At 60.8% G+C, this 25,098-nt stretch carries 30 protein-coding genes and 2 pseudogenes; 23 read left to right on the top strand and 9 right to left on the bottom strand.

Annotated elements, in window-relative coordinates; genetic code table 11:
* Positions 1-95 precede the first annotated feature (95 nt).
* Together ACNAOH_RS03755 and ACNAOH_RS03750 are read right to left on the bottom strand one after the other, a co-directional pair.
* A complete protein-coding gene (locus ACNAOH_RS03755; RefSeq protein ID WP_443971435.1) occupies positions 96-302 on the bottom strand; it encodes a cold-shock protein in 207 nt (68 codons plus the stop codon).
* Positions 303-1,089: 787 nt separating this feature from the next.
* Positions 1,090-1,311 carry a LysR substrate-binding domain-containing protein gene (locus ACNAOH_RS03750; RefSeq protein WP_443971434.1) on the bottom strand — a complete coding sequence of 74 codons (222 nt, stop codon included), beginning with the start codon at positions 1,309-1,311 and terminating at the stop codon, positions 1,090-1,092.
* Positions 1,312-1,330: 19 nt separating this feature from the next.
* Between ACNAOH_RS03750 and ACNAOH_RS03745 the strand changes: the two genes are divergently transcribed.
* Genes ACNAOH_RS03745 through ACNAOH_RS03730 form a run of 4 tightly spaced genes read left to right on the top strand, consistent with a single transcriptional unit; the run spans position 1,331 to position 2,403 of the window.
* A complete protein-coding gene (locus ACNAOH_RS03745) occupies positions 1,331-1,480 on the top strand; it encodes a hypothetical protein (RefSeq protein ID WP_443971433.1) in 150 nt (49 codons plus the stop codon).
* A 28-nt stretch (positions 1,481-1,508) separates the two neighbouring features.
* A complete protein-coding gene (locus ACNAOH_RS03740; protein WP_443971432.1) occupies positions 1,509-1,949 on the top strand; it encodes a DoxX family protein in 441 nt (146 codons plus the stop codon).
* Positions 1,939-2,061 (top strand): nuclear transport factor 2 family protein, encoded by a 123-nt coding sequence (locus ACNAOH_RS03735; RefSeq protein WP_218850300.1) that lies wholly within the window; start codon positions 1,939-1,941, stop codon positions 2,059-2,061. The genes ACNAOH_RS03740 and ACNAOH_RS03735 overlap by 11 nt, the downstream gene beginning before the upstream one ends.
* A gap of 42 nt (positions 2,062-2,103) precedes the next feature.
* Complete coding sequence (locus tag ACNAOH_RS03730) at positions 2,104-2,403, top strand: nuclear transport factor 2 family protein (RefSeq protein WP_179514791.1); 300 nt, start codon at positions 2,104-2,106, stop codon at positions 2,401-2,403.
* A 411-nt stretch (positions 2,404-2,814) separates the two neighbouring features.
* Here ACNAOH_RS03730 and ACNAOH_RS03725 read toward each other — a convergent pair whose 3' ends face one another.
* A complete protein-coding gene (locus tag ACNAOH_RS03725) occupies positions 2,815-3,438 on the bottom strand; it encodes an isochorismatase family protein (protein WP_443971431.1) in 624 nt (207 codons plus the stop codon).
* A 387-nt stretch (positions 3,439-3,825) separates the two neighbouring features.
* Here ACNAOH_RS03725 and ACNAOH_RS03720 point away from each other — a divergent pair, with 387 nt between their 5' ends.
* From ACNAOH_RS03720 to ACNAOH_RS03690, 7 genes are all read left to right on the top strand, one after another.
* A complete protein-coding gene (locus ACNAOH_RS03720) occupies positions 3,826-4,467 on the top strand; it encodes a glutathione S-transferase family protein (RefSeq protein ID WP_443971430.1) in 642 nt (213 codons plus the stop codon).
* A gap of 67 nt (positions 4,468-4,534) precedes the next feature.
* Positions 4,535-6,604 carry an FAD-binding oxidoreductase gene (locus ACNAOH_RS03715; protein WP_443971429.1) on the top strand — a complete coding sequence of 690 codons (2,070 nt, stop codon included), beginning with the start codon at positions 4,535-4,537 and terminating at the stop codon, positions 6,602-6,604.
* 132 nt (positions 6,605-6,736) lie between these two features.
* The gene (locus ACNAOH_RS03710; protein WP_443971428.1) at positions 6,737-7,285 is read left to right on the top strand and encodes a carboxymuconolactone decarboxylase family protein; all 549 of its coding nucleotides are present in this window, start codon (positions 6,737-6,739) and stop codon (positions 7,283-7,285) included.
* A 78-nt stretch (positions 7,286-7,363) separates the two neighbouring features.
* On the top strand, positions 7,364-7,828 hold the full coding sequence (locus tag ACNAOH_RS03705) for a nuclear transport factor 2 family protein (protein ID WP_443971427.1): 465 nt from the start codon (positions 7,364-7,366) through the stop codon (positions 7,826-7,828).
* 46 nt (positions 7,829-7,874) lie between these two features.
* The gene (locus tag ACNAOH_RS03700; protein WP_443971426.1) at positions 7,875-8,207 is read left to right on the top strand and encodes a hypothetical protein; all 333 of its coding nucleotides are present in this window, start codon (positions 7,875-7,877) and stop codon (positions 8,205-8,207) included.
* Positions 8,200-8,385: a hypothetical protein gene (locus tag ACNAOH_RS03695; RefSeq protein WP_443971425.1), complete on the top strand. Its 186-nt coding sequence runs from the start codon at positions 8,200-8,202 to the stop codon at positions 8,383-8,385. Before ACNAOH_RS03700 ends, ACNAOH_RS03695 begins: the two co-directional genes overlap by 8 nt.
* A 25-nt stretch (positions 8,386-8,410) precedes the next feature.
* Positions 8,411-9,301, top strand: a complete 891-nt coding sequence (locus ACNAOH_RS03690; protein ID WP_443971424.1) for a LysR family transcriptional regulator — start codon at positions 8,411-8,413, stop codon at positions 9,299-9,301.
* A 32-nt stretch (positions 9,302-9,333) separates the two neighbouring features.
* Here the strand turns inward: ACNAOH_RS03690 and ACNAOH_RS03685 are convergent, their stop codons facing one another.
* Positions 9,334-10,233, bottom strand: a complete 900-nt coding sequence (locus ACNAOH_RS03685) for a LysR family transcriptional regulator (RefSeq protein ID WP_443971423.1) — start codon at positions 10,231-10,233, stop codon at positions 9,334-9,336.
* A 133-nt stretch (positions 10,234-10,366) separates the two neighbouring features.
* Between ACNAOH_RS03685 and ACNAOH_RS03680 the strand changes: the two genes are divergently transcribed.
* The 6 genes from ACNAOH_RS03680 to ACNAOH_RS03655 all read left to right on the top strand — a co-directional run bounded on the left by ACNAOH_RS03680 (position 10,367) and on the right by ACNAOH_RS03655 (position 15,104).
* Positions 10,367-10,795 carry a DoxX family protein gene (locus tag ACNAOH_RS03680; RefSeq protein WP_443971422.1) on the top strand — a complete coding sequence of 143 codons (429 nt, stop codon included), beginning with the start codon at positions 10,367-10,369 and terminating at the stop codon, positions 10,793-10,795.
* Positions 10,796-11,007: 212 nt separating this feature from the next.
* Positions 11,008-11,628, top strand: a complete 621-nt coding sequence (locus ACNAOH_RS03675; protein WP_443971421.1) for an NADPH-dependent FMN reductase — start codon at positions 11,008-11,010, stop codon at positions 11,626-11,628.
* A gap of 72 nt (positions 11,629-11,700) precedes the next feature.
* Positions 11,701-12,618: a pirin family protein gene (locus ACNAOH_RS03670; protein ID WP_443971420.1), complete on the top strand. Its 918-nt coding sequence runs from the start codon at positions 11,701-11,703 to the stop codon at positions 12,616-12,618.
* A gap of 105 nt (positions 12,619-12,723) precedes the next feature.
* Positions 12,724-13,338 carry an NADPH-dependent F420 reductase gene (locus ACNAOH_RS03665; RefSeq protein WP_443971419.1) on the top strand — a complete coding sequence of 205 codons (615 nt, stop codon included), beginning with the start codon at positions 12,724-12,726 and terminating at the stop codon, positions 13,336-13,338.
* A 495-nt stretch (positions 13,339-13,833) separates the two neighbouring features.
* Positions 13,834-14,289 (top strand): MarR family winged helix-turn-helix transcriptional regulator, encoded by a 456-nt coding sequence (locus ACNAOH_RS03660; protein ID WP_443971418.1) that lies wholly within the window; start codon positions 13,834-13,836, stop codon positions 14,287-14,289.
* Positions 14,286-15,104 (top strand): NAD-dependent epimerase/dehydratase family protein, encoded by an 819-nt coding sequence (locus tag ACNAOH_RS03655; protein ID WP_443971417.1) that lies wholly within the window; start codon positions 14,286-14,288, stop codon positions 15,102-15,104. The genes ACNAOH_RS03660 and ACNAOH_RS03655 overlap by 4 nt, the downstream gene beginning before the upstream one ends.
* Positions 15,105-15,131: 27 nt before the next feature.
* On the opposite strand, the gene ACNAOH_RS03650 is transcribed toward ACNAOH_RS03655, so the two are convergent.
* Positions 15,132-15,680, bottom strand: coding sequence for a TetR/AcrR family transcriptional regulator (locus ACNAOH_RS03650; RefSeq protein ID WP_443971416.1), 549 nt, complete (start codon positions 15,678-15,680; stop codon positions 15,132-15,134).
* A gap of 139 nt (positions 15,681-15,819) precedes the next feature.
* Here ACNAOH_RS03650 and ACNAOH_RS03645 point away from each other — a divergent pair, with 139 nt between their 5' ends.
* Positions 15,820-16,740, top strand: coding sequence for an SDR family oxidoreductase (locus ACNAOH_RS03645; RefSeq protein WP_443971415.1), 921 nt, complete (start codon positions 15,820-15,822; stop codon positions 16,738-16,740).
* Between the two features lie 275 nt (positions 16,741-17,015).
* On the opposite strand, the gene ACNAOH_RS03640 is transcribed toward ACNAOH_RS03645, so the two are convergent.
* The gene (locus tag ACNAOH_RS03640) at positions 17,016-17,741 is read right to left on the bottom strand and encodes an SDR family oxidoreductase (RefSeq protein ID WP_443971414.1); all 726 of its coding nucleotides are present in this window, start codon (positions 17,739-17,741) and stop codon (positions 17,016-17,018) included.
* A 145-nt stretch (positions 17,742-17,886) separates the two neighbouring features.
* Between ACNAOH_RS03640 and ACNAOH_RS03635 the strand changes: the two genes are divergently transcribed.
* Entirely contained in the window at positions 17,887-18,783 is an 897-nt protein-coding gene (locus ACNAOH_RS03635) for an AraC family transcriptional regulator (RefSeq protein ID WP_443971413.1), read from the top strand.
* A 150-nt stretch (positions 18,784-18,933) separates the two neighbouring features.
* Here ACNAOH_RS03635 and ACNAOH_RS03630 read toward each other — a convergent pair whose 3' ends face one another.
* Positions 18,934-19,137, bottom strand: a complete 204-nt coding sequence (locus ACNAOH_RS03630) for a helix-turn-helix transcriptional regulator (RefSeq protein ID WP_443971412.1) — start codon at positions 19,135-19,137, stop codon at positions 18,934-18,936.
* Positions 19,138-20,071: 934 nt separating this feature from the next.
* Between ACNAOH_RS03630 and ACNAOH_RS03625 the strand changes: the two genes are divergently transcribed.
* The 3 genes from ACNAOH_RS03625 to ACNAOH_RS03615 are packed head-to-tail and all read left to right on the top strand — an operon-like array spanning position 20,072 to position 22,659.
* Complete coding sequence (locus ACNAOH_RS03625; protein ID WP_443971411.1) at positions 20,072-21,373, top strand: DNA modification methylase; 1,302 nt, start codon at positions 20,072-20,074, stop codon at positions 21,371-21,373.
* Positions 21,370-21,912 (top strand): hypothetical protein, encoded by a 543-nt coding sequence (locus ACNAOH_RS03620; protein WP_443971410.1) that lies wholly within the window; start codon positions 21,370-21,372, stop codon positions 21,910-21,912. Before ACNAOH_RS03625 ends, ACNAOH_RS03620 begins: the two co-directional genes overlap by 4 nt.
* A gap of 30 nt (positions 21,913-21,942) precedes the next feature.
* Positions 21,943-22,659, top strand: a complete 717-nt coding sequence (locus tag ACNAOH_RS03615; RefSeq protein WP_443971409.1) for an IS6 family transposase — start codon at positions 21,943-21,945, stop codon at positions 22,657-22,659.
* A gap of 66 nt (positions 22,660-22,725) precedes the next feature.
* Here the strand turns inward: ACNAOH_RS03615 and ACNAOH_RS03610 are convergent.
* Positions 22,726-23,214 (bottom strand): annotated as a pseudogene (locus ACNAOH_RS03610) (amidohydrolase family protein); the annotation flags it as partial.
* Positions 23,211-24,095, bottom strand: coding sequence for a DUF1932 domain-containing protein (locus tag ACNAOH_RS03605; protein WP_443971408.1), 885 nt, complete (start codon positions 24,093-24,095; stop codon positions 23,211-23,213). The pseudogene ACNAOH_RS03610 and the gene ACNAOH_RS03605, both read right to left, overlap by 4 nt.
* A 202-nt stretch (positions 24,096-24,297) precedes the next feature.
* On the opposite strand from ACNAOH_RS03605, the pseudogene ACNAOH_RS03600 reads away from it, so the two are divergent.
* Positions 24,298-25,030, top strand: a pseudogene (locus ACNAOH_RS03600) (IS6 family transposase).
* Positions 25,031-25,098: the final 68 nt, after the last annotated feature.

Here is a 25,098-nt window from a genome sequence, read left to right as displayed (position 1 = left end):
TTTGCCGAGGATTTACCGGGGCGGAGGCTCCCTCTTCACGCGAAGCGCTAGGAACGCGACAGTGTGACCGCGTCGGCCACACTGCCACATATCAATTAGGCAGCCTGAAGATTCACTGCCGAGGTTTTGCCTCGCTGATCAGTCTCCAGTTCATAAGAAACGGACTGATCCTTCTCGAGCGTGTGCATACCCGCGCGCTCTACCGCAGAAATGTGCACGAACGCGTCGTTGCCACCATCGTTCGGGGCAATGAAACCATAGCCCTTATCGACATTAAAAAACTTTACGGTGCCAATAATCATATGGATAATCCTTTATCCCAAGTATGACGGGTAAACACCAACGGCGGCGCGAACCCGGCTTCAGTTATGCTAGAAAGGGATAAGAGGTGGCATATAGCTGCCGATTATCCGTCGCATGCGACGTAAGCGGAACCTTATTACCATCTTATTCAAAAAATGAAAGCGAATTCGGGACCGGACGAAATAGCGATCAGCGTTCTTGAGCCATAGACTGACACCCGCTTCTAACTTGGGTCCGGGCGCAGCACCTGTGTCGGGCAGGAGTGTTTTCGTCGCTTGTTCTGAAAAGTGTCGGAAATTGATGGTTCAGCGGGGTCATATTTGGTGGCAGAACATGTCCGTCGACTTTGGCACAGATGGCAAACAGAGCGCCGATGCGTGAGTAGAGGAGCATGGCAAACGCTACCGGGCCAAGTTGGTCGCTGAGGGAAATGCTGATGGCTACGATCAGGCATTCGGGCTGAATTGACCCGACTCCTCAAGCGAACCGCACAGAGTACATTGCAGCAAAGTCCCAACGTCGGTCGATCGCCGCGCCAGGATGCTGAACGAAGGGCAGCTTTTAATTAGCCATTTGAAGCGATTGAATGTCGGCTATTGGGCGGCTGTGGACACGGAGTCGATGTCATCTGGAGCCGGCGGCTCACGACCAAAGGTGGTCGTTAGTCTTCACTCTGGCGAATGTCTGTTCCCGACGTTAGCTGCCAGTCGCTTTGACCAAAGCTAACCACTGAAACTTACTGGACGGGTGGTTCCCAGCATCGAAAGGTAGCGATCTCGCGACGCGTTAGGCTGCATCGGTGCCGCTGAATTGCTGCAGCAAAAGCTCCGTTAGCACGCGCACCTTGCGGGCGAGGTGATGACCGGGCGGCCGCACAACGAAAATCCCGACCGCCGGCAGATCCCAGTCGGTCATGATCGCCTTCAGCCGGCCCGCCGCCACATAACGGGCAGCAATTGCTTCGGGGAGCGCGGCAATCGCCCACCTGCTCTTCGTCTTTTCAGGCAAGGTCCGTTTCGGCGAGCAAGTGATCGAAGCGGGCGAGTTTTATCATCTCGGCGACGGCACGGCAGCCATCGAAGCGCTGACCGATGCCGATCTCGTTCTCTTCACGACCGATACGCAGGCTCCAGTTTTCAAAGGCGGGATGTTCAGCGGCAACGTGGCGCGGCGCTGACGAATGCTGCGCATACGAGGAGCAAAAGATGAGCGCGACAGACACGCCCCATGTCGTTGAATCGGTTCTGGAGTGGCGAACCACCTGGTTCACGGCACGGCTCGCGATCGTGCTCATATACCTGGCTTCGGCCGTCGGACATCTGATGGGGTTCAGCGCGGCAGTTACAGAGCAGGCGCAATTTGGCATGCCAGCGCCCGCCTTCATGGCGGGCTTGACCATCGCTCTCGAGCTTATTGGATCGCTGCTGATCCTCTCCGGTCGCTGGGTTTGGTTCGGCGCGGGGATGCTGGCAGTATTCACGGCCTTAGGCGCCGTCATCGCACATCCTTTCTGGACAATGCAGGGACCGGCCCGGTTCGAGGCCATGGCAACCTTCCTCGAGCATCTCGGCTTGACCGGTGGCTTGATCCTGATCGCGCTGGTCGCCGAGCGCGCCGGCCGTGGGAAAAATTTCGATGTCTGCTGAGATCGAAGCACGGCTGCGGGCGCTTGAGGATCAGGCGGAGATCCAACGCCTTGCCGCTCGCTTCTCCGACGCGGTCAATGAACGCGATTTGGAGGCTTTCGCGGAGCTCTGATCCAGTGAGGGGGCGACATGGCAGATCGGCGAGCCGCTGCCCATGCGCAGCGAAGGACGGGACGGAGCTGTCAGGATGCTTGAAGGCCTCTTCGCTATCGAGCGCTACTTCATGCAGATGACCCACTCGGGCGTCGTCAGCGTTCATGGCGATCGAGCGACCGCGCGCTTTGTCATTCGCGAACGAGGGCGAGGCGACGACAGCTTCTATGACAATCTTGCCGTCTATAATGACGAACTGGTCCGGGAGCCGGCCGGATGGCGCTTCAAGCGTCGCTCCTATTCCTATCGCTTCCTCGATCAACAGCCGTTCACCGGTACCGCCTACCCAGTACCCCGCTGATCCGGGAAACAGAACCCGGCTTGTTGCTATTGCCTCCCGCGTGGATGTGCGCGCACTTTCCCAAGACTGTCGGCGCCAGAGCGGTTGGAGGGGTCGTCGCTTCCGTCGGCCTTTAATTGCCGCACTAGGGCCGGCCTGCACCCCGGCTATCATCTGCCTCGTTGCTCGCGCCTGGCACGCCGGTCACCGATCCTTTTGTCTCCGATCTCGGGCCGACTGCGACGAGACCCAAGCCGGCTCGGCGTGCCTTGTCCGTTCGGAGGGCGCACCATCTATGGTGGGGACTATCTCTGACCCGGAAGCCGCTCATGAGACCTGAACGCGAGAGGGAGAGACTGACCGGCGCGAGACACGAAAACGCCGGTCGGGATCCGACCGGCGTCTTTGATCTAGCCTTCTGGCAAGATCGGGTCAGGCCATACCCTTGGCTGCCATATAGCCGGCGATGTTATTGCCGGAGAAGGGCAGATGTTCGCCCATCACCTTGGCATGCGCTTCGCCGTCCTGAGAGCGCCAGTCACCAAGCAACTCCGCGCCGACACCTACCCAGGTCATCGGGATGATCCCCGCCTGCACCATCCGGGCGATGGCAGCATCCTCGACGCGCTTGTCCCAGGTGCCTGATGCGTCCAGCACGGCATAGACGTCATATCCGGCCTGCTTGGCCGAGAGCGCCACGAAAGCCAGGCAGACCTCGGTCGAAATGCCGGCAACCAGCAGCTTCTTGCGACCAGTCTTTTCGACGGCAGCAACGAAGCCCGCATTGTCCCAGGCGTTGATTTCACCGGGCCGGTGGACGATCGTCGCGTTCGGCAGGCCCTGAGCCACCGCAGGCATGATCGGGCCATTGGGGCCATCGGTGGCACTGGTGGTAATGATCGAAGGCAGACGGTGCGCGTTCGTCAGCGCTACGAGCGCCTTTACATTGTTGAGGAACTCGGCCGGGTTCTGGGTCTGGACTCCGTTGGCGAGGCCCGTCTGGTGGTCGATGAAGAGCACCGCCGCGTTGTCGGAGGTGATGCGGTCATAGGACATGTTCAATTCCTTCCATCTGATGTCATCGTCGGTCGACGTGATCGACAAGCACCAGATGACGTTCCTTTGACGCATCAACTAGCCAGCGAGTGCGGCATTCACTGTTCCCCAAATCGGAACGCCGCCAATCGCTGAGATTTGCGCGAGGAACTTCCAAGGCGCGCTACTTCGGGCAAAGGCAGCCCTCTAACGGGACGGCGGCGGCCAATGACGCGCGCACGATGCATGATTTCGGGGCAGAGCAGATTCCACCGGGCGCTCACGCCGCCACCTGTCGGGTTCGCGCTTCCAAACCGGGGATCATTACGTTGAGCGTAATAATGAAGTGCCAAAACAGGTCGTTCTCGCCCGACTACTGTCGAAGCACAATGGCGCTGCGGATCGGGAATGGACCCGACCATCAAGCAGGATCTCGCCATGAAACTTCACCATCATCCTCTGTCGGGCCACTCGCACCGCGCCGTGTTGCTCGCTTCGCTGCTTAACGTTCCCCACGAGTTGGTCGAAGTCGACCTCATGGCTGGCGCCCACAAGCGCCCCGAGTTTCTCGCCCTTAACCCGTTCGGCCAGGTGCCCGTGCTGGAAGATGACAGCGTGGTCGTTGCCGACTCCAACGCGATCCTCGTCTACCTCGCAAAGAAGACCGGTCGCACCGACTGGCTGCCCGAAGATCCGCAGGGCGCGGCCGCCGTCCAGCGCTGGCTGTCTGTCGCTGCCGGCGAGGTCGCTTATGGTCCCGCAGCGGCTCGTCTCATCACCGTGTTCGGTGCCAAATTCAATGCCGACGAAGTGATCGGTCGCGCCCATACTCTGCTCGGCCGTCTGGAAACCCGTCTGGAGGGCGCTGACTGGCTGGTCGGCTCGCAGCCCACCATCGCCGACGTTGCCATCTACAGCTATGTCGCACGTGCGCCGGAGGGCAATGTCGATCTTTCGGGCTACCCGAGCGTGAACGCCTTCCTCCGCCGTCTCGAAGCGCTGCCGGGCTTCGTGCCCTTCGCAAAGACCCCGGCCGGCCTGGCGGCATAATCATGCCGCCGACAGCGGGCGCCCCGCCATGGAGCGCCCGACAGCCCCCAGCAGAGGCACGATAACGATGACGTCGAACTTCACAAAGCTGCCGGTCTGGCATGAAGGCGAGCGCTTCATTCAGGAGAAGGTCGGCGTCGCCGAGCACATGGCATCGGTCGGTCAGCGGGTCATCCGCGACTATATGCCCGATCAACACCGCGAGTTTTACGCGAAGCTCCCGTTCATCGTGCTCGGCAGCGTCGACGAGACCGGCGCGCCCTGGGCGACGTTTCTGGAGGGGCGCTCGGGGTTCATCACCTCTCCCGACGCGACCACACTCGAGATTGACGCCAACGCGGACCGGACCGATCCCGCGGTCGCCGGACTTGCACCAGGCAAGCCGATCGGGCTGCTCGGCATTGAGATGCACACGCGCCGCCGGAACCGCATGAACGGCGTCATCGGCGAAGCCGCACACGGTTTCCGGATCGACGTCGACCAGAGTTTCGGCAACTGCCCGCGCTACATCCAGCTTCGCGATTTCAGCTACGCCCGCGATCCCGGCACGTCCTATGCCGACGATGTCGAGGCCCTGAGCACGCTCGACGCGGCCGCCCGGGCGATGATTGCAGGTGCGGACAGCTTCTTCGTCGCCTCCTATGCCGATCGCGACGATCGCCGACAGGTCGATGTCTCCCACCGGGGCGGCAAGGCCGGGTTCGTTCGCATCGCCGCCGATGGCACGCTCACCATCCCCGATTTCGACGGCAACCTGTTCTTCAACACGCTCGGCAACATCTTCCTCAATGGCAAAGCCGGGTTGTTGTTCGTCGATTACGCTAGCGGCGACGTGCTCCAGATGACGGGCACGGCCGAAGTGATCTTCGATAGCCCCGAGATCGCCGCGTTTCAGGGGACTGAGCGGCTCTGGACGTTCACCGCGCAGACGATCGTGCGACGGCGCGGCGCACTGTCCTTGCGCTGGACTATGCAAGCGGAGCCATGGTCGCCGAGTTCGCTGATGACTGGCGATTGGGACGAAGCCGCCAACCGCCTTCGCGCGGCCGAGCTATCGACCCGTTGGCGCCCGCTCAAGGTGACGAAGATCGTCGACGAGAGCAGCTCTATCCGTTCCTTTCACCTCCAGCCCGACGACGGTGCCGGCTTGCTGCCCCACCAAGCGGGCCAGCATCTCCCGATCCGCGTGACGCTTCCCGGCGACGACAAGCCAGTCATCCGGAACTACACGCTGTCCGCCGCCCCTTCCGATGGGGTCTATCGCCTCAGCATCAAGCGCGAGGGTGCGGTCTCGAGCCATCTTCACGATAGCATCCGGGTTGGTGACGTGATCGAGGCGCGCGCGCCCGCCGGCGACTTCACCATCGACGCGCGCGAGACGCGCCCCGCCGTCCTGCTGGCGGGCGGTGTCGGCATCACGCCGATGCTCGCGATGCTGCGCCACGTCGTCTATGAGGGCGTCCGCAAACAGCGGGTCCGCCCCACTTATCTGTTCCACGCTGCCCGAATCAAGGCGGAGCGCCCATTCGGCCCCGAGCTGGCGACGCTGGTCGAAAATTCCTTCAGCGCCGTGAAAGTCATCCGGGTGCTCAGCGACCCCGCAGATGCCGCCGAAGGCATCGATTACGAGGCCGCAGGCCGGATCGATATGTCCTTGCTCACGCGCTTCCTGCCGTTCAACGACTATGATTTCTACCTCTGCGGCCCAGCGGCCTTCACCCAGGCCCTCTATGACGGCCTGCGCACGCTCAATATCGCCGACGCGCGCATCCACGCCGAAGCATTCGGACCGTCCTCCCTAGTCCGCACTCCCGACGTCGCGGCGTCCGCTCAAGCGCCGCATCGTCCTGCTTCCACGAAGCCGGTGCCCGTCGCCTTCATGGCGTCGGCCAAGGAGGCGCGCTGGACGCCGGCATCCGGAACGCTTCTGGACCTCGCCGAGGCGCGGGGACTGTCGCCCGAATTTAGCTGCCGCGAAGGCACCTGCGGAACCTGCAAGACCAAGCTCTTGCGCGGGGCCGTCACCCACATTCGGCAACCGGGCGTCAGCCTCGCCGATGACGAGGTGCTGATCTGCAGCGCGGTGCCCGCCGAGCAGCAGTCGGCCGATGAGGACCGCATTCAACTGGAGTTGTAAGTGGCTGCCGGGACGGCCCTTTGCATCCATCAAGTGAAACAATGCCTTCCAGCGTTTCGACGTTCATCGACACCCAGCAATGCCCCATCTTGCTCGTATCGAAGGCACCCCGCCTTCCAGGAGTTGAATAGCATGTCTGTGATCCCCACCCCCGCCACGATTGACGACGCTCCCGAGGCATCGCGTCCGATCCTTGAAGCCATCCAGAAGCAGCTTGGCACCGTGCCCAATATCTTCCGGCTCGTCTCCACCAGCCCGGTCGCGCTCAATGCGCTCGCGGGGCTCCAGGGGACGCTAGGGAAGGGCAAGCTGCCCGTCGCGACGCGCGAGCGTCTGGCGCTGACGATGGCGCAAGCGAATGGCTGCGATTACTGCTTGTCGGCCCACACCTATACTGGCGCGCGCTTCGCCAAGCTCGATGACGCTGAGATCGCTGCCGCCCGTGCCGGCACGTCGAGCGACCCTAAGGCCGCCGCTGCCGTCGCCTTTGCCCAGGCATTGACCAATGCGCGCGGGTCGGTCGCACCGTCCGAGGTCGATAAGGTCCGCGCCGAAGGATACTCCGACGCCGAGATTCTAGAAATCATCGCGCACGTCGCGCTCAACACCTTCACCAATTACGTCAATGAGGCGCTTGGCACCGAAATCGACTTCCCTCGGGTCAATCGTCTGGCAGCCTGACTTAGCGACGGGCGGCCAACAGTTCCACCCCGGCCGCCCGCCCACTCTTTTCCTAACATCATACCACAGGAGATCCACATGAGCCGCCCTCCGTTTCCTCCGTTCACAGAAGAGACCGCCATCCTGAAAATCCGGGCTGCGGAAGATGCTTGGAATAGCCGCGACCCGGACAAGGTGTCGCTCGCCTACACGGCCGACACGCGCTGGCGGCATCGTACCGAATTCGTCACAGGGCGCGACCAGGTCGTGCCATTGCTAACCCGCAAGTGGGTCCGTGAGCGCGAGTACCGACTCATAAAGGAGTTGTGGGCGTTCCATGGCAATCGCATCGCGGTCCGATACGCCTATGAGTACCAAGACGAGGACGGCCAGTGGCATCGTGCCTTCGGCAACGAGAATTGGGAGTTCTCAGCCGATGGCTTGATGTCAGTGCGGCACGCAAGCGTTAACGAGACGCCGATCACGGAAGCCGAGCGCAAGTTCCGCTGGCCGCTCGGGCGGCGGCCCGATGACCACCCCGGTCTCAGCGATTTCGGCTTCTAGCCCGCTCAGGTGCGCCATCGGGCGCACCACCCCCGAGGATTTGACCATGCAAATCTCCAAACTCGACCCGCGAACGCGCCTGTCGATCGAGATGGCCCTTGCAGGGGATCAGGGCGCCCCCGCCCTGATCCGCCAGCAGGACGACGCGGCCGCACGGATCGGCATGTGCGGCGCTGAGATCGATGCGGCACGCGAAGGGCGCAGTTTCGACGTACGCGGCGCCCGCGCTCTTGAACTGGCTCTTGCGGTCAAGCGCAGTGACTATCGCGACATCCGATCACGCGCGATCCAGGTCGGCTTCGATGACGAGGCTTGCCGGGAGATCGAAGGCATCGCAGTTGCCCATGCTTCCATTGGGAAGGCGAACGGTCATGGCTAGTGTCCCGATTACGTTTGCAGCCCGACCGGCGCCGGCTCCTGTACTGCGGTCCATTACGACTATCCTTGCAAGACTGCTCGACAGGCTGAGGTTGAACAGTAAGGATTCCGATTATTACGCTGACATGCTGCTTGATGGACTGACCGATGACGCGGCGACCGTGATGCAGATGATCTGAGATACGGTGCGACAAGAGGTGACGGATGGATCGATGGCAAGCGATGCGGATCTTCGCAAAGGTCGCCGAGACGGAGAGCTTCGCGGAAACGGCGCGGCTCATGCACATGAGCGCGCCCGCCGTGACCCGCGCCGTGGCATCGCTTGAGGATCTAATCGGCGCGCGCCTGTTCGTTCGCACCACGCGGTCGGTGAAGATGACTGAAGCTGGCACCCGCTACTTCGACGACTGCCTGCGCATCCTCACCGATATCGCCGAAGCCGAGGCCGCCGCCGCGGGCTCCTATGCGACGCCTGCGGGCACGCTCGCCGTCACCGCGTCGGCGATGTTCGGTCAGATGTATGTGCTTCCGGTCATGACCGAGTATCTCGACACCTATCCCACGATGAGCGCCAGGACGTTTTTCGTCGATCGCCCCGTCAACATCGTCGAGGAAGGGGTCGATGTTGCAGTTCGCATCGGGCACCTACCGGACTCGGGCTTCACTGCGATCAAGGTCGGCTCGGTGCGTCGGGTCGTCTGCGGCTCGCCCGCCTATTTTGAGAAACAAGGCGTGCCCTCCACGCCCGCAGACCTGAAAGGCCACCGGGTTGCAGCCTCAACCAGCGCCTGGGCCTCGCCCGAATGGCGCTTTGCAGGCGACCAGCGCGTTACGATCGACGCAACCCTTCAATGCAATACAAATGAGGCCGCGATCGCCACCGCGAAAGAAGGATGGGGCCTGACCCGGGTGCTTCATTATCAAATCGGGCCGGCGCTGATTGCCGGCGATCTTCAAATCGTTTTGACGGACTATGAGGAGCCGCCGCTCCCCATCCATGTCCTTTACCCCGAAGGTCGCCACGCTCCCGCCAAGGTTCGTGCTTTCGTCGACTTGGCTGTCTCTCGGCTGCGCGAGAACCGTCTGCTGAATTAGCGCCTCGCCTGACGCTTTTCTCTGACGTGCATTCAGCAGCGGACGCCGGAAAATTTCTCCGTCAGCAGATCGATCAGCACCCGGACCTTCCGAGGTACGTGCTGACTTGGCGGCCGCACGACGAATATGCCGACGTCGGGCAGCGTGAACCCCGTCATGATCGGGACGAGTTTGCCCGCCTCGACATAGGGGCCGGCGATCATTTCTCCCATCGCCAGGACACCGAGGCCGGCTGCAGCCGCTTCGGCGAGGACATAGGCGTTGTCCGCCTTGAACCTGCCCTGCGGATGTACCGTGAAGCTCTGATCGCCATCGCTGAACACCCAATTGGCGGTGCCGGCCGTGACAGCCGAGTGCTTCAGGATATCGCCGGGATATTCAGGCGCGCCGTGCTCCGCGATATAGTCGGGGCTCGCATAGAGCCGCATCGGCAGCGAACCGATCTTGCGGGCGATGAGATTGGAATCCGGCATGTAGCCGACGCGGATGGCGCAATCAAAGCCTTCGGCGGCGAGGTCGACATATTGGTCCGAGAAGCGGGTGTGGACATTCAGGGCCGGATGCCTGCGGGCAAAGTCGGCCAGCGCCGAGGCGAAGAACGTGCCGATAGAGGCCGGTCCCGCGATCCGAAGCAATCCCCGGAGGTCGCCACTAGGAGACATTTCCTCCCTGGCTGCGTCGATCTTTGTGCAGATGTCCGCCGCCTGATCCCGGAACGATATACCCGCTTCGGTGAGGACCGCGCCGCGTGTCGTGCGCGCGAGAAGCTCGGCGCCGAGATCCTGCTCAAGCCTTAGCAGCCGGCGGCTCACGATGGATTTGGCGAGGCCCAGCCGACGCGCCGCCGAATTGATCCCGCCGGCATCGGCCACTTCGACGAACATCCTCAGGTCCTCAATCTCCACGCCCAACTCCTCCTGCGGAAACGCCATCCTGCACGTTCCGAGGTGTTCCTCTATCCGCGACACCAAGTAGCATTCTCGCTGTCTAGTGGCGAGCGCTCGATTGGATCATTTCCAAGCCAAGCGGATGGCCCATCATCCTGCTGCAAACAGGAGATGTCCCATGAATAACACCCGTTATGTTCCGTTCGCTGGCCGGCTTCTGATCGGTCTTCCGTTCGTTCTCTTCGGTCTCGGCAAGGCTACGACCTTTGGTGCCACTGTCGCCATGGTCGGAGCGGTCGGCCTGCCGGTCCCACCTCTTGCCGCGATCGGCGCGATTGCGCTCGAAATCGTCGGCGGCGCGCTGCTGGTCGCCGGCTACAAGGTTCGCCCGGTCGCCGCGCTGCTTGCCATCTTCTCGATGGTGACGGCTTTCTACTTCCACGGCAACCTAGCCGATCAGAACAGCTTCGTTCACTTCTTCAAGAACGTGATGATGTCGGGCGGCCTGCTGCAGATCGTAGCGTTCGGCGCCGGCCCCTTCAGCCTGGAAGAATATCTGAGCAATCGCCGCACTTACTCGAACCGGCTCCCACCGCTCAGTAACTGACCCATTCTCAACCGGCGCTTCAAGCCGGGCACACGAGATCGTGTGCCCGGCTTTGCTGCGTGTTGCGGCCCGGACCACCGCGAAGTGTTCCTGAAAGTGCGACCCCGCAGAACGATCTAGCTGTCTAGTGGTACCCCCGGACCTGCGCCAAATTGCCCTCAGCAAGAACGAGATTGCCCCGGCACTCTCCCCAACGAGCGAAGGAAATCCCGATGTCGACCGTCACCGCCAAGCCCAAGATCGCCCTCATCATCGGCTCGACGCGCGCCGCGCGCTTCGCCGACGTGCCCGCGCAATGGATGCTCAAGCAGGCCCAGGCCCGCGAGGATCTGGACGTGGAACTGCTCGACCTGCGCGACTTCAACCTGCCCTTCTTCGACGAGGTTGCATCGAGCGCCTGGGTGCCGAGCCAGAGCCCCGAAGCGGTCCGCTGGCAGGAGACGCTTGCGCGCTTCGACGGCTTCATCTTCGTGGTCGCCGAATATAACCACTCACTCACCGGCGCGCTCAAGAACGCGCTCGACCACGCCTACAAGGAGTGGAGCCACAAGCCATTCACCGCGATCGGCTATGGCGGTGTTGGCGCTGCCCGCGCCATCGAGCATCTGCGCCTGATCGGCATCGAGATGCACATGGTCTCGACCCACGCAGCCGTCCACATCGGTGGCAGCGACTTCTTCACGAGCTTCCCGGCCGTCGGCAATCAGCCGATCGAGACGATCGAACAGAATCTGATCCCGTCCGCGACGACCGCGCTCGACGAGCTGGTCTGGTGGTCCAAGGCCCTCATGGCGGCACGCGCCGAGACGGCCGCCCGTAGCGAAGTGGCCTAACCGCCCCATCGCGATCCTCATCGCAACATCATGACGGGGTAGCCGACAGCGGCTCCCCGAAGGAGAAAACTCGTGTCCACCATCAGCGTCACCCGCGCAGCCAAGAGCGCCACCACTGCCCCGACCGTCGGCCGCGAAGTCATTTACCGCACGCGTGGTCGCGGCCATGGCGAGGTGTTCCGCCTCATGAGCCCGAGCGACCTGGGCGAGCAGCTCAAGCCGTTCGTGTTCCTCGACAGCTTCGGCGGCGTCATGAGCGAATTTGCGGCCGCAGGCGGGATGCATCCCCATTCCGGCATTGGCACCGTGACTGTCTTCACGCGTGGCGATGTGCATTTCGACGACCCCGAGGCCGGTTCTGGCTATATCGGCTATGGCGGCGTTGAATGGATGCGCGCCGGCGGGGGAGTCTGGCACGGCAAAGAACTGTCTTCCGGTAAATCCGAGCGCATCCACGGCTTCCAGCTCTGGTTGTCACTGCCCGCCGACCTGGAGCTGGCTCCAGTCGACAGCCAATATGTAGAAGCGTCTGACATGCACCAGGTCGGCCCGGCCTATGTCATCATCGGCACGCATGGCGGCGTCACCAGCCCCGTCAGGGCTCCGGCAGGCGTCAAATACCTGCTCGTCACCCTCGCACCTGACCAGCGCTGGGATTATGCCCCGCCTGCCGGACACACCGTCGGTTGGCTCGCGCTTTCCAAGGGCAGCCTTGTCGGGCCCGCATCCGCCTCCAACGGCGAGCTGCTCATTTTCTCCGAAGATGATGGCGTAATCGCACTGCAAGGTGGCCCGGGCGGCGCGACCTTCGTGCTCGGCTCGGCAATTCCTTCTCCGCACGACCTGCACCTCGGCTATTACTCGGTCCATGCCACAGCCGAAGGGCTGGTGACGGGCGAGCGCAACATCGCAGCGCTCAAGGAGAAGCTCTTCTCGCTCGGCAACCGCCAGCGCGCGTCCGGCTCGACCCCGATCTATCGCGGCAGCTGACTCGATCCTCTCCCCATTGCCAGGACCCCCTTCTGGCCAAAACGCAGCGAGGGCCTGCCCCCCGGTCCTGGCTGCCTCCTCTTGTGAACGTATTGGAGACCATACATGCCTACCATCGGAATCATCGGCACTGGAATGATTGGCGGCGCCATAGCCCGGCGCCTCGGTGCCAAGGGCATCCCGGCGACGATCGCCAACAGCCGTGGCCCGGAAACCCTCACTGACCTCGTCGCCAAGGCCGGGCCCTCGATCACCGCCGGCACCCGCGAGGAAGCGGCGGCCAAGGACATCGTGTTCGTATCGGTGAACTGGCCCAAGCTGCAGGGCGCGCTTGCCGGGCTCGACTGGAACGGCCGCATCCTCATCGACACCAACAACAACATGCAGAAGCCGCCGCTGCCGCCGATCGATATCGGCGACAGTGACTCGACCGCGATCGTTCAGGAGTGGGCGCCGGGTGCCCGCGTGGTGAAGGCGTTCAACCACCACTTCTTCATGAACCTGGAGAAGGCTCCCGATGCTGACGGCGGACGGCGTATCCTCTTCTACGCTGGAGACGACGAGGGTGCGAAAGCTGAAGTCGCAAAGCTGATCGATCAGCTCGGTTTCTTTGGACTGGACATGGGCGATGTCGAGCATGGCAGCCGCCTGTTCCAGTCCCCGGGCGGTCCGCTCATCGCCCATGATCTTGTGAAGATCGACAGCCCTCTGACCTTCTGAGGAGCACCCGCGCAGACGGCAAGCCATCTGCCCGCGTTTTTGGTCGGGTCATACCCAGTTCCTCGCCTACCCATGAGGAGGTGCGCGGGGTGCCACTTCGGTCAATCGATGCGGGCAATAAAAAAGGCTCTAGAGTCTGCTCTCGTCGAGAGCGGCCATTTAAGCGAAGCCTCATTAACGATGGCTTTGTCCCAAAGCCGGTCCATCGCAATGCCGCGACAGCCTGATGAACAAAGGGCAGGTTTTAGGGAACTGCTTCGAGGGGTCGAATGACCGCTTTCAGGGCGAAGGCCGAAGTGACCTCCGACGTAAAAATCTGTCCAGTCGCCCTGCCTCGGCATTATCCACATTACTGGGCGTTTGGCGTTTTCAGTCTGCGACGGGCTCCAGTGCGCCACCATTTCGGCCGTTCCCGGCTAACCGCACCCCCCTTCTGACAAAAGCCCGGTTTGAGAGCGTCTTGACAAATAGTTAGCCTCCTGACAATATAGTTAGGTGGCTGACAATATTCTTGAGCATGAGTTTGCAGCGATCGCCTTATGGGCGAAGCGTTGCTATTTCGCCGGACGAGCGGTGATGGAAGACGCCCTGCGCGTCCACGGGCTGGGCGCAACGCAATGGTATGTCCTGCACCATCTTGCCACCTTTGGTCCAACGAAGCAGCGCGACCTTGTAGCGAAGCTCCAGGTCGAGCGAGCGACCCTGAGCGCAGTGGTTAGCGCGCTCGCCACCAAGAAGCTGGTCGAACAGGTACAGGACAGCGTCGATCTGCGTCAGAAGCTGCTGTGCCTTACGAGCGCTGGCGAGACTTTGTGGACCGCGCTGCCTGACCTCAGCTTCATTCATGATGTTGCGTTCGGGGGCATCAGCGAGGCCGACGCCGCGCTCGTGGTGCGCGTGCTCCGCACTGCCACCGAGCGTCTCGCCCAAAGATCCAACGGAGGACTATGATGACGATCCTTTTGACAGGAGCGACCGGACTTGTGGGAGAGCGCCTGCTAGCTCGGCTCGTTGAAGCCGGCATGACCTGCCGCGCCCTGGTTCGTGCCGGCAAGACTATCACGGCTGGTGCAACGGCCTTTGAGGGCGACCTTTTTGATCACGACGCACTTGCTCAGGCAGTCGATGGCGTCTCGGCGGTTGTGCATCTTGCCGCTGTTTTTCGCACCGCCGACACAGATCTGATCTGGAAGAGCAATCTTGAAGGGACGCAAAACCTGATTGGCGCAGTCAAAGTGCGAGCTCCTGACGCGCGCTTCATCATGGCAAGCAACGCTCACGTCTACGGTCGAAGCGGTTCTTATCCGGGCCGCGAGAACGATATCGTCGATCCGCAGCAGGCTTACCCCGCCAGCAAGGTGGCTGCGGAGCGCGCGCTTCAGGACAGCGGCCTGGCCTGGTCCGTCTTGCGCTTCCCCTTTGTGTATGGCGACGGCGACGGTCATCTCGAGGCGCTTCCCTCGCATTTGAGCGCGTTTGCCTTCCACCCGGCGCAGCGCATGAGCACCGTCCATCACCGCGATATCGCCGGCGCCGTGAAGCTGGCGCTGGCTGGTGCGTTCGATGGGCAAATCGTCAACATCTGCGATGACGCAGCGACGACAATCTATGAACTGGTGCGCTTTGTCGGCAAAGACATGGATGCATCGTCAGAACCGATGCCGGACCCGTGGCATCTGCATGTGGATGGATCCCTGGCCCGCAATCTTGGCTTTCGACCGAGCGTGCGCACCGTCCGCGAAGCGATAGAGCTGGGCCTGATGTAGCCGATGCCGTATTCCCTTAGCGCGATTTCAAGTGCCCGCGCCTAGCTCTGAATCCAGCGTGTCGAACGCCTCGCGTAATAAAGTGGGCATCGGCCGCGCGCCGGCCTCGCGGTTGAACGCTTCCGTAGACAAACGGATCGCTCCCATCGCGATCATCGCCACTAACTGGAGCGCGGGTTCTCGCTCGGATTGCGGCCATCGCTCGCGCAACGCCGCGAGCAAGGTTCTTTCATGCTCGACATAGCTGGCCTGCTTTCGGGCCTGCACGGTTTCGCTCGTCCGCATCAGTCGGTCGATCGCAAGCATCTCGTCGGGAGGAACCGCGGCGCAAACTTCGATGACGGCATCGCGTACGGCGTGGATTGGCCGCTTGGCCGACGGAGCCTTGCGGATCGCCTCGGCAATCATGGCGCCCATCCCACTCTGCAGCGAGATAAGGATGTCGTCCTTGGACTTGAAGTAGTGGAAGAAGGTTCGCCGGGAGATCGCGGCTGCAGCGGCGATGTCGTCCAGCGTAGTCGCTTCGTAACCGCGCTCGAGAAAAAGCCTTATTCCGGCCTCCGTGATGCGCTTCATCGTCTCGCGGCGCTTTCGGGCCCGCAGGCCTTCTTCCAAATCAGCGGCAACGGATGGCATTAGAACACTCAAGCCTTGAAATATGCACCAAGTGCAAATATAATTTTGCACTTGGTGCAGTTATATAGGCAGATGCGACATGCGTAAATGGACAGCGGCTGATATTCCGGCGCAGGATGGCCGGATTGCGATCGTCACCGGAACAGGAGGGCTCGGCTATGAGACGGCGCTGGCCCTGGCCCGGGCGGGTGCCAACACGATCATCGCGGGTCGTAACGCGCAAAAAGGCGCTGACGCGGTCGCACGGATTTCTGCCCAGCTTCCATCGGCGCGCGTGCGCTTCAAGATGCTCGATCTCGCGAGCCTGGCTTCCGTCGCAGCTTTCGCCGCCCGGCTGGCAGATCGGGAGGAAAAGCTCGATCTCCTCATAAACAATGCGGGTGTTATGGTCCCACCAAGGCGTGAAGAGACGAAAGACGGGTTCGAGCTTCAGTTCGGCACGAATTACCTCGGTCATTTCGCGCTGACGAACCATTTGCTCCCGCTGCTGCGCAAGGCAGGCGGCGCGAGGGTCGTCTCGCTTTCGAGCGTCGCCGCGCGCAGCGGCGCGATCAGCCTTGACGATCTCAATGCCGAGAAAAGCTATAAGCCCATGGTGGCCTACAGCCAATCCAAGCTTGCCTGCCTGATGTTCGGTCTCGAGTTGCAGCGTCGCAGCATTGCGGGCGGTTGGGGCGTCACAAGCGTCATTGCGCATCCCGGCGTTGCGCGTACCGACCTGCTGCACAATGCACCGGGTCGCTGGAGCGGGATGGGCCTCACCCGAACCCTCTTGTGGTTCCTTTTCCAGCCGGCGGCACAAGGCGCGCTGCCAACGCTCTTCGGTGCAACCTCGCACGATGCCATGCCCGGAGGTTACTATGGTCCGGATGCATTGAGCGAGACGCGCGGATATCCCGCGCCTGCGCGTATTCCTCCGGCAGCGCTCGATGAGGCTGTTGCCCGCCGTTTGTGGGAAGCATCCGATGAGTTGATTTTGGGTGCTCCCGCGATGCCGTGATGAAAGATGGGCAAGTTACAGAAGCCATTTCGAGCGGCCGAGCGACCGCTATGTTGGCGGCTGCGGCGGCGATCCGCCTAAGCAAGCCAAACCGAAAACTCCTCCTGTCACTCCTTTAGCCCCTCCCTGAGGGGGGGGAAGGGCTCAGTGGACCGTGGAAGATATCAGCGCCGTGGGAGAAGCGTTGATGAGAGCTGTCTAGCGCCTAATTGTCGCGTGAGTTTGCCGAGCCCTGTCGACATTGTATTGATTTGTCGCAGCAGCGAGGCTCTGTCCTACATGTCGGCAGCAGTCGGGCGCACGATCACTTCATTGATGTCCACCCCTTCGGGCTGCTCCAGGGCGAAACGCACCGCGCGGGCAATGGCGTCCGGCGTCAGCGACTTGTTACGCCATTCGGCGAGCGCCGCTGCGATGCCATTGTCGCTGATATCGTTGCCAAGTTCCGTCGCCACCACACCGGGGGAGATCAGTGTCGTGCGGATATCGTCATGCTCCTGCCGCAGACCCTCGGTGATCGCCCAGACCGCATGCTTCGTCGCGCAGTAGACGGCGGCGGTCGGCATCACCATGTGCGCGGCTACCGATGCGACATTGATGACATGCCCGCCACCCTGCGCGATGAAGCGCGGCAGCACGGCAGCAATCCCGTTCAAGACGCCATGGATATTAACGTCGATCATCTTTTTCCACTCGTCCCGCTTGACCGCAGCGAGCTGCGATAGTGGCATGACGCCGGCATTATTAACCAGCGCGTCGACGCGCCCGAAGCGGCCTTCGGCGGCAGCTACGAAGGCCTCAAAGCTGTCGGCGTCGGTCACATCGAGTTCGGCCCAGCCGACCTGTGCCCCGAGCTCGTCTGCCAGCGCCTTCAGCCGACCGCTGCGCCGTGCGCCGATGAAGAGCTGGGCACCGGCCTGTGCCAATTCGCGTGCGCTCGCCTCGCCAATGCCGCTCGATGCGCCGGTGATGAGTATGGTCTTGCCAGATACGCCAGTCATTGCATGTCCTCCTTGGTTGGGGTGGCCCTCATCTGACGGAAACTCGGAGCAAGGCGGTAGAAAGATCGTCCTGGAAGATTGCCTAATTCCCCGGAATTGGACGACGCCGCTTGCGATTGAGCCCGATCCCGGGAAGAACGGCAGTATGGACAGAATGCAGAAGCTTGCTGAGGTGATGAAGCGATATGCCCCGGAAACAGGAATGTTCCCTACGCCTATTAGTCGTGTTTCGCTGTTCCGGTCAGATTATGAGACGCACCCGGTGCCTTCGGTTTACGAAGCGTCACTTTGCCTGATTGCCCAAGGTGCCAAGCAGGTATCCTCCGGGGAGCAGAGCTTCGTCTATGATGCCAGCCGCTATCTGATTGTGTCGATGGATATGCCATTGACCGGTCATGTGATCACGGCGAGCGCGCAGGAGCCCTACCTCTGCTGCAAGATAGACCTTGATCTCTTGGCTCTGGCGGATCTGGTTATCGGTGAGGGAAGCCGGCGCGCGGCGGCATCGCCGCCTGTGCTCGCGGTCTATCCAAGCGATCCCGATCTGGTCGATGCCACCTGCCGGCTCGTCGGACTGCTCGACAAACCGGAAAGCATTGCTGTTCTGGCGCCCCTGACCGAACGCGAAATCCTGTACCGCCTGCTTAATGGCCCGCATGGCCCGACGCTGCGGCACCTTGCCGCGGCCGATAGTCATCTCAACCAGGTGAGCCGCGCCATTGCCCGCATCCGAACGGGCTTCCGTGAACAATTGCGTGTCCGTGAGATCGCTAGTGCGGCGGGCATGAGCGAATCCGCTTTACACGAGCATTTCAAGGCGGTGACGCGCATGACGCCACTTGAATATCAAAAGCAGCTAAGACTTCAGGAGGCCCGTCACCTCATGCTGACCGAGGGGATGAGCGCCGGCCAAGCGGGATTTGCTGTAGGGTATGAGAGCCCATCCCAATTCAGCCGCGAGTATCGTCGCTTATTCGGTGCCCCGCCACGTCAGGATGTCGGTCGTCTCCAGGTCGGCCGCGAGTATTTCCGCGCTGTGTAGCAGAGTGGCCTTTGAGAAAACTGCATCGACTGGGTAGCTCTCTGCTTGACGGGTTAAGCCAGCTTATTCCCGAACCACCAAGGGCGATCGCCCCCTGGGGCGCCAGCTCTCGCAGGCCTGGATGGGCTAGGTGGGGAGGGGGTCGCCAATCTACGTGGGTGGCGCGAAGAATTGTTTTGGCGCTTCCATCCAAGACATGATCGCCGACAGTCGCCAGCCGACGGCGCGCACGCCGATCTTCTCCTGCTTTGGAAAGTTGCCATCTGCGATCATTCGGTAGATCGCGGCCCGCGACCGCCCGGTCTTCCTGGTGACCTCGCCGATGCGCAGGAACCTGTCGTCGATATCTTCCATGCAAACCGATCCTATTCGGTCTGCCCGCCAAAGCAGGATAAATTGTATGTCGACTGGGCTGGCCCCGCAAGAGACATTGCTCAGCGCAGCTTCGAGATTGGGGGAGGGGGAAGGCTGAGTTGCAGTTGGGCGAGATTGCCCTGGCAGCATCTGCGACGTCTTAGAAAGGAGAAGAAATCATCCTTCTGAGCGATACGAGGGTTCGAATCCCAACCGGTTTTTCTGGCGTTGGTTTATCGTAATTGTTACCGGAAGAAGTGTCGTCACAAGTATCTAATTTGTCGATATTTTTGTCGAATTCCCATTGGTAGAACTGCTGGTAGAACTACTCTCAAGAGGAGCCCGAAAATGCTTTATTTTCAAAGCTATGCGGGCGAGATAAGGCGGACACCCTCTCCGCCACGTAGTCGCGTGAATTTCATCACCTCCGATTCTGCTTCGTGATTCGCCCCAATGTGCGCCGTTTCGCGCCGGCTCCGTAATGGGAGGTGGCTGCCCAAGAGAATATCCTCCTCATTCTTGTGATTTTTCTCTGCGCCCTGCCTAGGCGGTACGGTTCACAATGATTTTAAAAACCCGGCGGTTTCACCCTGTTTTCGAAGATAACAGGGAAGGTTTTTTGGTGGCTTCATCGCGAGCGTTTCGAGAGAAATGATGATATATCAGCTGGTTAGTAGGAGTGTTGTGTCCAACCTGGTGCAAAAACCGAGTGGAATCACGCGTAATCTCGGTAAATTGTTTGCGAGATCCCAGAGATAATGCGCGAGCCCTAGCAAAACGCTGCGATGGTCGCATTATTGGCGGAATACCGCGAATTCTTCCGGAACATAAAATGCACAAGAGTTGAAATTTTCGGTTGCAGATAACCCCAACAAATTCCTAGATGTCCTTGCCGCCAAGCAAACGAATGTTTGATCTCTGATGAGGTGGCGGAATGAATACCCATAGAATCGAGTACCTGGCGCCTGCAGCACTGAAGCCGCGGGTGAGGGCTTGGCGCAGGCACAGCAAGGAGCAGATCGACACGGCGGTTCGGCTGTTGTCGGGGAATGGTCAAGTGGTGGAGCCCCCGCTGGTCGATGCCGAAAACCGTGTGGTATGCGGTGGCGCTATCGTGATGGCTGCGCAGAAGCTCGGGCTGGCTTCAATACCTGTGTTGCGCGTCAGCTCCATGTCGGCGGAAGAGCTCAGGCTTTACGCGATCAATGCTCACAAGTTGTCCGATATGGGTGGGTATGACGAAATTCTACTCGCTGAGGAATTGCGTGAACTGGAGCAGCTGCTTGGTGAGGGAAGTCTGAAGCTGCTGGCAATGGCAGAAGGTGAACTCACTCGGCTGCTTGCTCTCGACCAGCAGGAAGTCGAGGAACCAGACCCGGCACCCTATGAACAGCTGGAACCAGTCACCCGTCCGGGGGATCTTTGGCAGATTGGCTCCCACCGCCTCCTGTGCGGAAATTCGCTTGAGGCCAGGAATTTCCGTGAGTTGATGGGCACGGAGAAGGCTCAGTTCGGGTTAACAGACATGCCATACAACCTTTCAATGCGGGATATCTCGAGCAGTCGAGAGCGAGAGGAATTTGCGTTCGCGCATGGGGAGATGTCATCCCATGAGTTCACCCGCTTTCAGACCAACTTCATGCGCCACATGAAGGAGTGGAGCGAACCCGGCAGTCTTCACGCCTTCTTCATGAGCTATCATTTTCTGCCCGAGACCTTTCGAGCAGGGATGATCGTGTTCGGCAGGCCTAGGGCAATGTGTACCTGGGTCAAGAGCCAACCGGGGCAAGGGAGTCTGTTCCGCTCGCAGACGGAACAGGTTGTATATTTCCGCAATGGTGATGCGCCCCATCGCAATCACGTGATGTTAGGCAAATACGGACGCAATCGCACAACCGCGTGGCATTATGACGGAATGACCACGGCTTCTGCGGAACGTGCCGAGCTGTTGCAGATTCATGCGACGCCCAAGCCAGTTAAGATGCTGAGTGATGCCATCCTTGATGTGACCGATCGCGGAGGCATCGTGTTGGACCCGTTTTGCGGGAGCGGGAGCATCGTGCTCGCAGCGCATGCGACAGAGCGCAGGGCCTTCGCGATCGAGATCGATCCGGGCTTTGTCGATGCAACGTTGCGCCGGGTGCGCACAGCGCTGGGCATCGATGCCGTTCGCGCAGCTGACGGCCGATCTTTCAGCGAACTTGAGGCAAACCTCTTCGAGGAGGTCGAGGCATGAGCAGCAAGGCAGGGGACGGGGATAAACCAGCACGCAAGAAGCGCCAGCCGTTCCGCGAGCGCGATCCACAACAGAAGGTGGGGCCGGGCAATACACCGGCGGAATACCGCTGGCCCAAGGGGTATTGCCCCAATCGCGCGGGTCGACCGCCCAAGAAGATCCAGGAGGCGAACATACCTGAGGGCGTGAATCCCCTCCAGCGGCTGGCGCTCGAACACGCCCATAAGTTCGTCGGTGAGTTCAACGGAGAACCGATTACGCGATATGAGCGGCTTCTGGCCGGACTGGAACTCCGGGCACATGAAGATGCCGCCATCGCCAAGTTATTAGTTGGTACCTACGCGGCGGCGGAGCGGGAAACGACAGAAAATGGTCTTAAAATGCTCGCTTGGGCACTTGATTATAAGGAAAAATGGGGTCCCGTATTCGAACGGGCTAAGGCGGCACGAAGACCCCCCCCGCCAATCTACCCACATCCTGACGATCTGATCATTACCAGAAAATACTCAGTGGGACTCTGTCAGAGCAAATGCACCTGACGCGGATGCACGGACGAGGTAGGGCAGGAGATGCCTCGCCCTCGTAAGCCAGCTAGTCCGTTTCGGTGTTTCAACTCGTCACCCGAGGTGATCCGCCTCGTGGTGATGATGTACGTGCGCTATCCGCTGTCGCTGCGGAATGTGGAGGACCTGCTCTTCGAGCGCGGCATCGATATTTGCCATGAGACGGTGCGGCTCTGGTGGAACCGCTTCGGTCCATTGTTTGCCGGCGACATCCGACGGCAACGGGTAAGCCGCATGCGAGGGTTTCGGCATTGGCGCTGGCACCTCGACGAAATGTACGTCAAAATCAACGGTGAAATGGTCTATCTCTGGCGGGCGGTGGATCACGAGGGTGAGATCCTGGAGAGCTACGTTACAAAAACCCGCGACAAGGCAGCAGCCCGGCGCTTCATGAAGAAGGCTCTGAAGCGCCACGGTTCGCCCGAAGCGATCACAACCGACGGCCTGCGATCCTATCGCGCCGCGATGAAGGAGCTTGGGAACGAGGACAAGCAGGAGGTCGGACGCTGGGCCAACAACCGCTGTGAGAACAGCCATCTTTCATTCCGAAGACGGGAGAGAGCGATGCTCCGGTTCCGACAGATGAAGGCGCTGCAGAAGTTCGCCTCCGTGCATGCCAACGTCCACAACCACTTCGCCCTCGAACGCCATCTCATTGACCGACAGACCTATAAACAAAGACGCTCAGCCGCCCTGGCCGGGTGGCAAAATCTTATGGCCTAAGGTGCATCTTCCACCAGCGCCAGCTACGCCCAGTGGAGACCAGTTCGCATTAGACTGACAGCACCCATAAAATGGATACCAGTAACGATCAGTCAGCGGCGGATGCGTGAAGTGCCCGCCGCCCGGATCCGGGTTCAGATTGCAGCCGATGAAGCCAAGCTCCTTCACGCAACGCTCAAGCTCTGCGATACAGTTCGCCATGTCGGTTGCAGGCGATTGCGGCAGCATGCACACGCCTGCGAACCTATCGGGATATAGCCCCACCACCCGCGCGATCAGGTCGTTGCACCGGGTGGCCCACTCCTGCGCTACCGCTGCGTCGCCGACATGTGGGGCCATCGCAGACGCGCGTGGCGAAAAGATGGTGAGGTCCGCGCCGCGTTCTTTAATCAGCCGCAGCTGATTAGCCTCGATCGTCTCGCGAATCTCGTCGTCGGAAATCATAGGGTAAGCTGGCGGCGAGACACCGGCTTTGAACGCCGCCTTCTGTTCCTCGCGCCACGCATCGTGCCCCTTGGGCAGCACGGTATAATGGCCGTGGCAGTCGATGATCATGCTGCTTCAACCTCACTCGCGTGGCTGAGCGCTGCCAATTTGGCGTCAATGCCGGCCGGTGGCGTGCCATAAAACAGGCTCCCGATCGCTCGCTCCCGCTCAGCCGTTCCGCGCGTCATCGTGGCGTCCATGTCGAGTGCGTCGAGCGTGTTGATCACTTCCTCCATCTCGGCAGCTCGGCGCAGTCCGTGAACCATCATGCGATCGAGATTATAATTGGCGCGCTCCATCCAAGACGCCGGAGGAGGACTTTGGTCTAGGGAGGCAAGCACTTCAGTAAGTACGCCGGCCTTTTCGGCCGCCCACACACATTCGGCAGTGAGCGCTTCTAAGCCTTTCACAACGATCGAGCGAAGCATTTTAATCGAGGAGGCGGTGCCGACCTCGCCTGAAACGGCGCGGACCTTTGTAAAACCAACTGAGCACAGCGCCTGCGCGCCTTCCTCAGCGTGAGGCCCGGAAACAAGCAAAGGCACCGCAACCCCTGCCGGATGAACCGGCGCCATCACTGCTACGTCCAGATAACGCCCCCCTGCGGCCTCGACCGCCCTGGCGGCCGCGCGCTTTGTATCGGGGGCAACGCTGTTCATATCGAAGAACAATGATCCGAGCTTGAGTGCGTTGGCGGCATCTTCGGCGGCTGCCAGTGCCTGATCAGCAGTAACAAGCGACAGGACGGCCACCGCATCTGCCAACGCTTCCGCCGCACTGTCCATTCCCGCCACGTTAGTGGCGGCGTAATCAGCTCGCTTAGCAGCGGTTGTCGCAGGATTGAGGCTTTTTATATCGAATGCGCGCAGGACCGCCGGCTTCCTGGTCCAACCAACGACAAAGGCGGACGCTGCCTCGCCGAACCCAATCAAGGCTATCCTCTCGATCATGAAAAACTCTTTAGGTAGGCCAGTGAGATCAGCCCAATTACAATTGATGCTCGTCCATAAGTTTTTTCAAAGTGTCATGTCGTGAGGGGTTAGAATTGACCTCATTGCCTCCTACTGATTTTAGCACTTCAGCTTATCAGTGAGGGGGCGTTGTCAGCGCAAATGCACCTGACGTTGGCGAGGTGATGAGATAGGGCAGGGGATGCCTCGGCCTGGTAAGTCGACTAGCCCATTTCCGTATTTCAACTGTTCGCCTGCGGTGATCCGCCTCGTGGTGATGATGTACGTGTCATCCGCTGTCGTTGCGGAACGTAGAGGATCTGCTCTTCGAGCGCGGGATCGACATCTGCCATGAGACGGTGGCTGTGGTGGAACCGCTTTGGCCCGCATTTCGCAGGCGACATTCGTCGGCAACGGGTGAGCCGGATGCGAGGCTTTCGGCACTGGCAATGGCATCTCGATGAGATGTACGTGACCCGAAGGGCGGCGCAGCCAACATTAACGGAAAGATGGTCTATCTCTGGCGGGCAGTCGATCACGAGGGCGAGATCCCCGAGAGCTACGCCACGAAAACCCGGGGCAAGGCTGCTGCACTGCGGTTCATGAAACAAGCGCTGAAGCGCCATGGATCGCCAGAAGCGGTCACGACGGAGGGCCTGCGCTCGTATCGTGCAGCGATGAAAGGCCTAGGGAACGAAGACAAGCAGGAGGTCGGACGCTGGGCCGACAATCGCTGCGAAAATAGCCATCTGTCATTCCGACGACGGGAGCGCGCCATGTTCCGCTTCCGACAGATGAAGGTGCTGCAGAAGTTCGCCTCTGTCCACGCCAACGTCCATAATCACTTTGCCATCGAGCGCCATCTCGTAGATCGACAGACCTACAAGCAAAGACGCTCAGCCGCCCTGGCTGACTGGCAACCCCTGATGGCCTGAGGCACATCTTTCCTAGCGGCAGCTACGCCAAGTTCGCATGAGACTGACAGCACCCGCCACTCAAAGTT

Origin of the sequence: Sphingobium sp. CR28 (genome assembly GCF_052327305.1) — a bacterium.
In the GTDB taxonomy this organism is placed as follows: Bacteria; Pseudomonadota; Alphaproteobacteria; order Sphingomonadales; family Sphingomonadaceae; genus Sphingobium.
The sequence above is the reverse complement of the archived record's forward strand: the minus strand, read 5'-3'. Positions and strand labels throughout refer to the sequence as shown.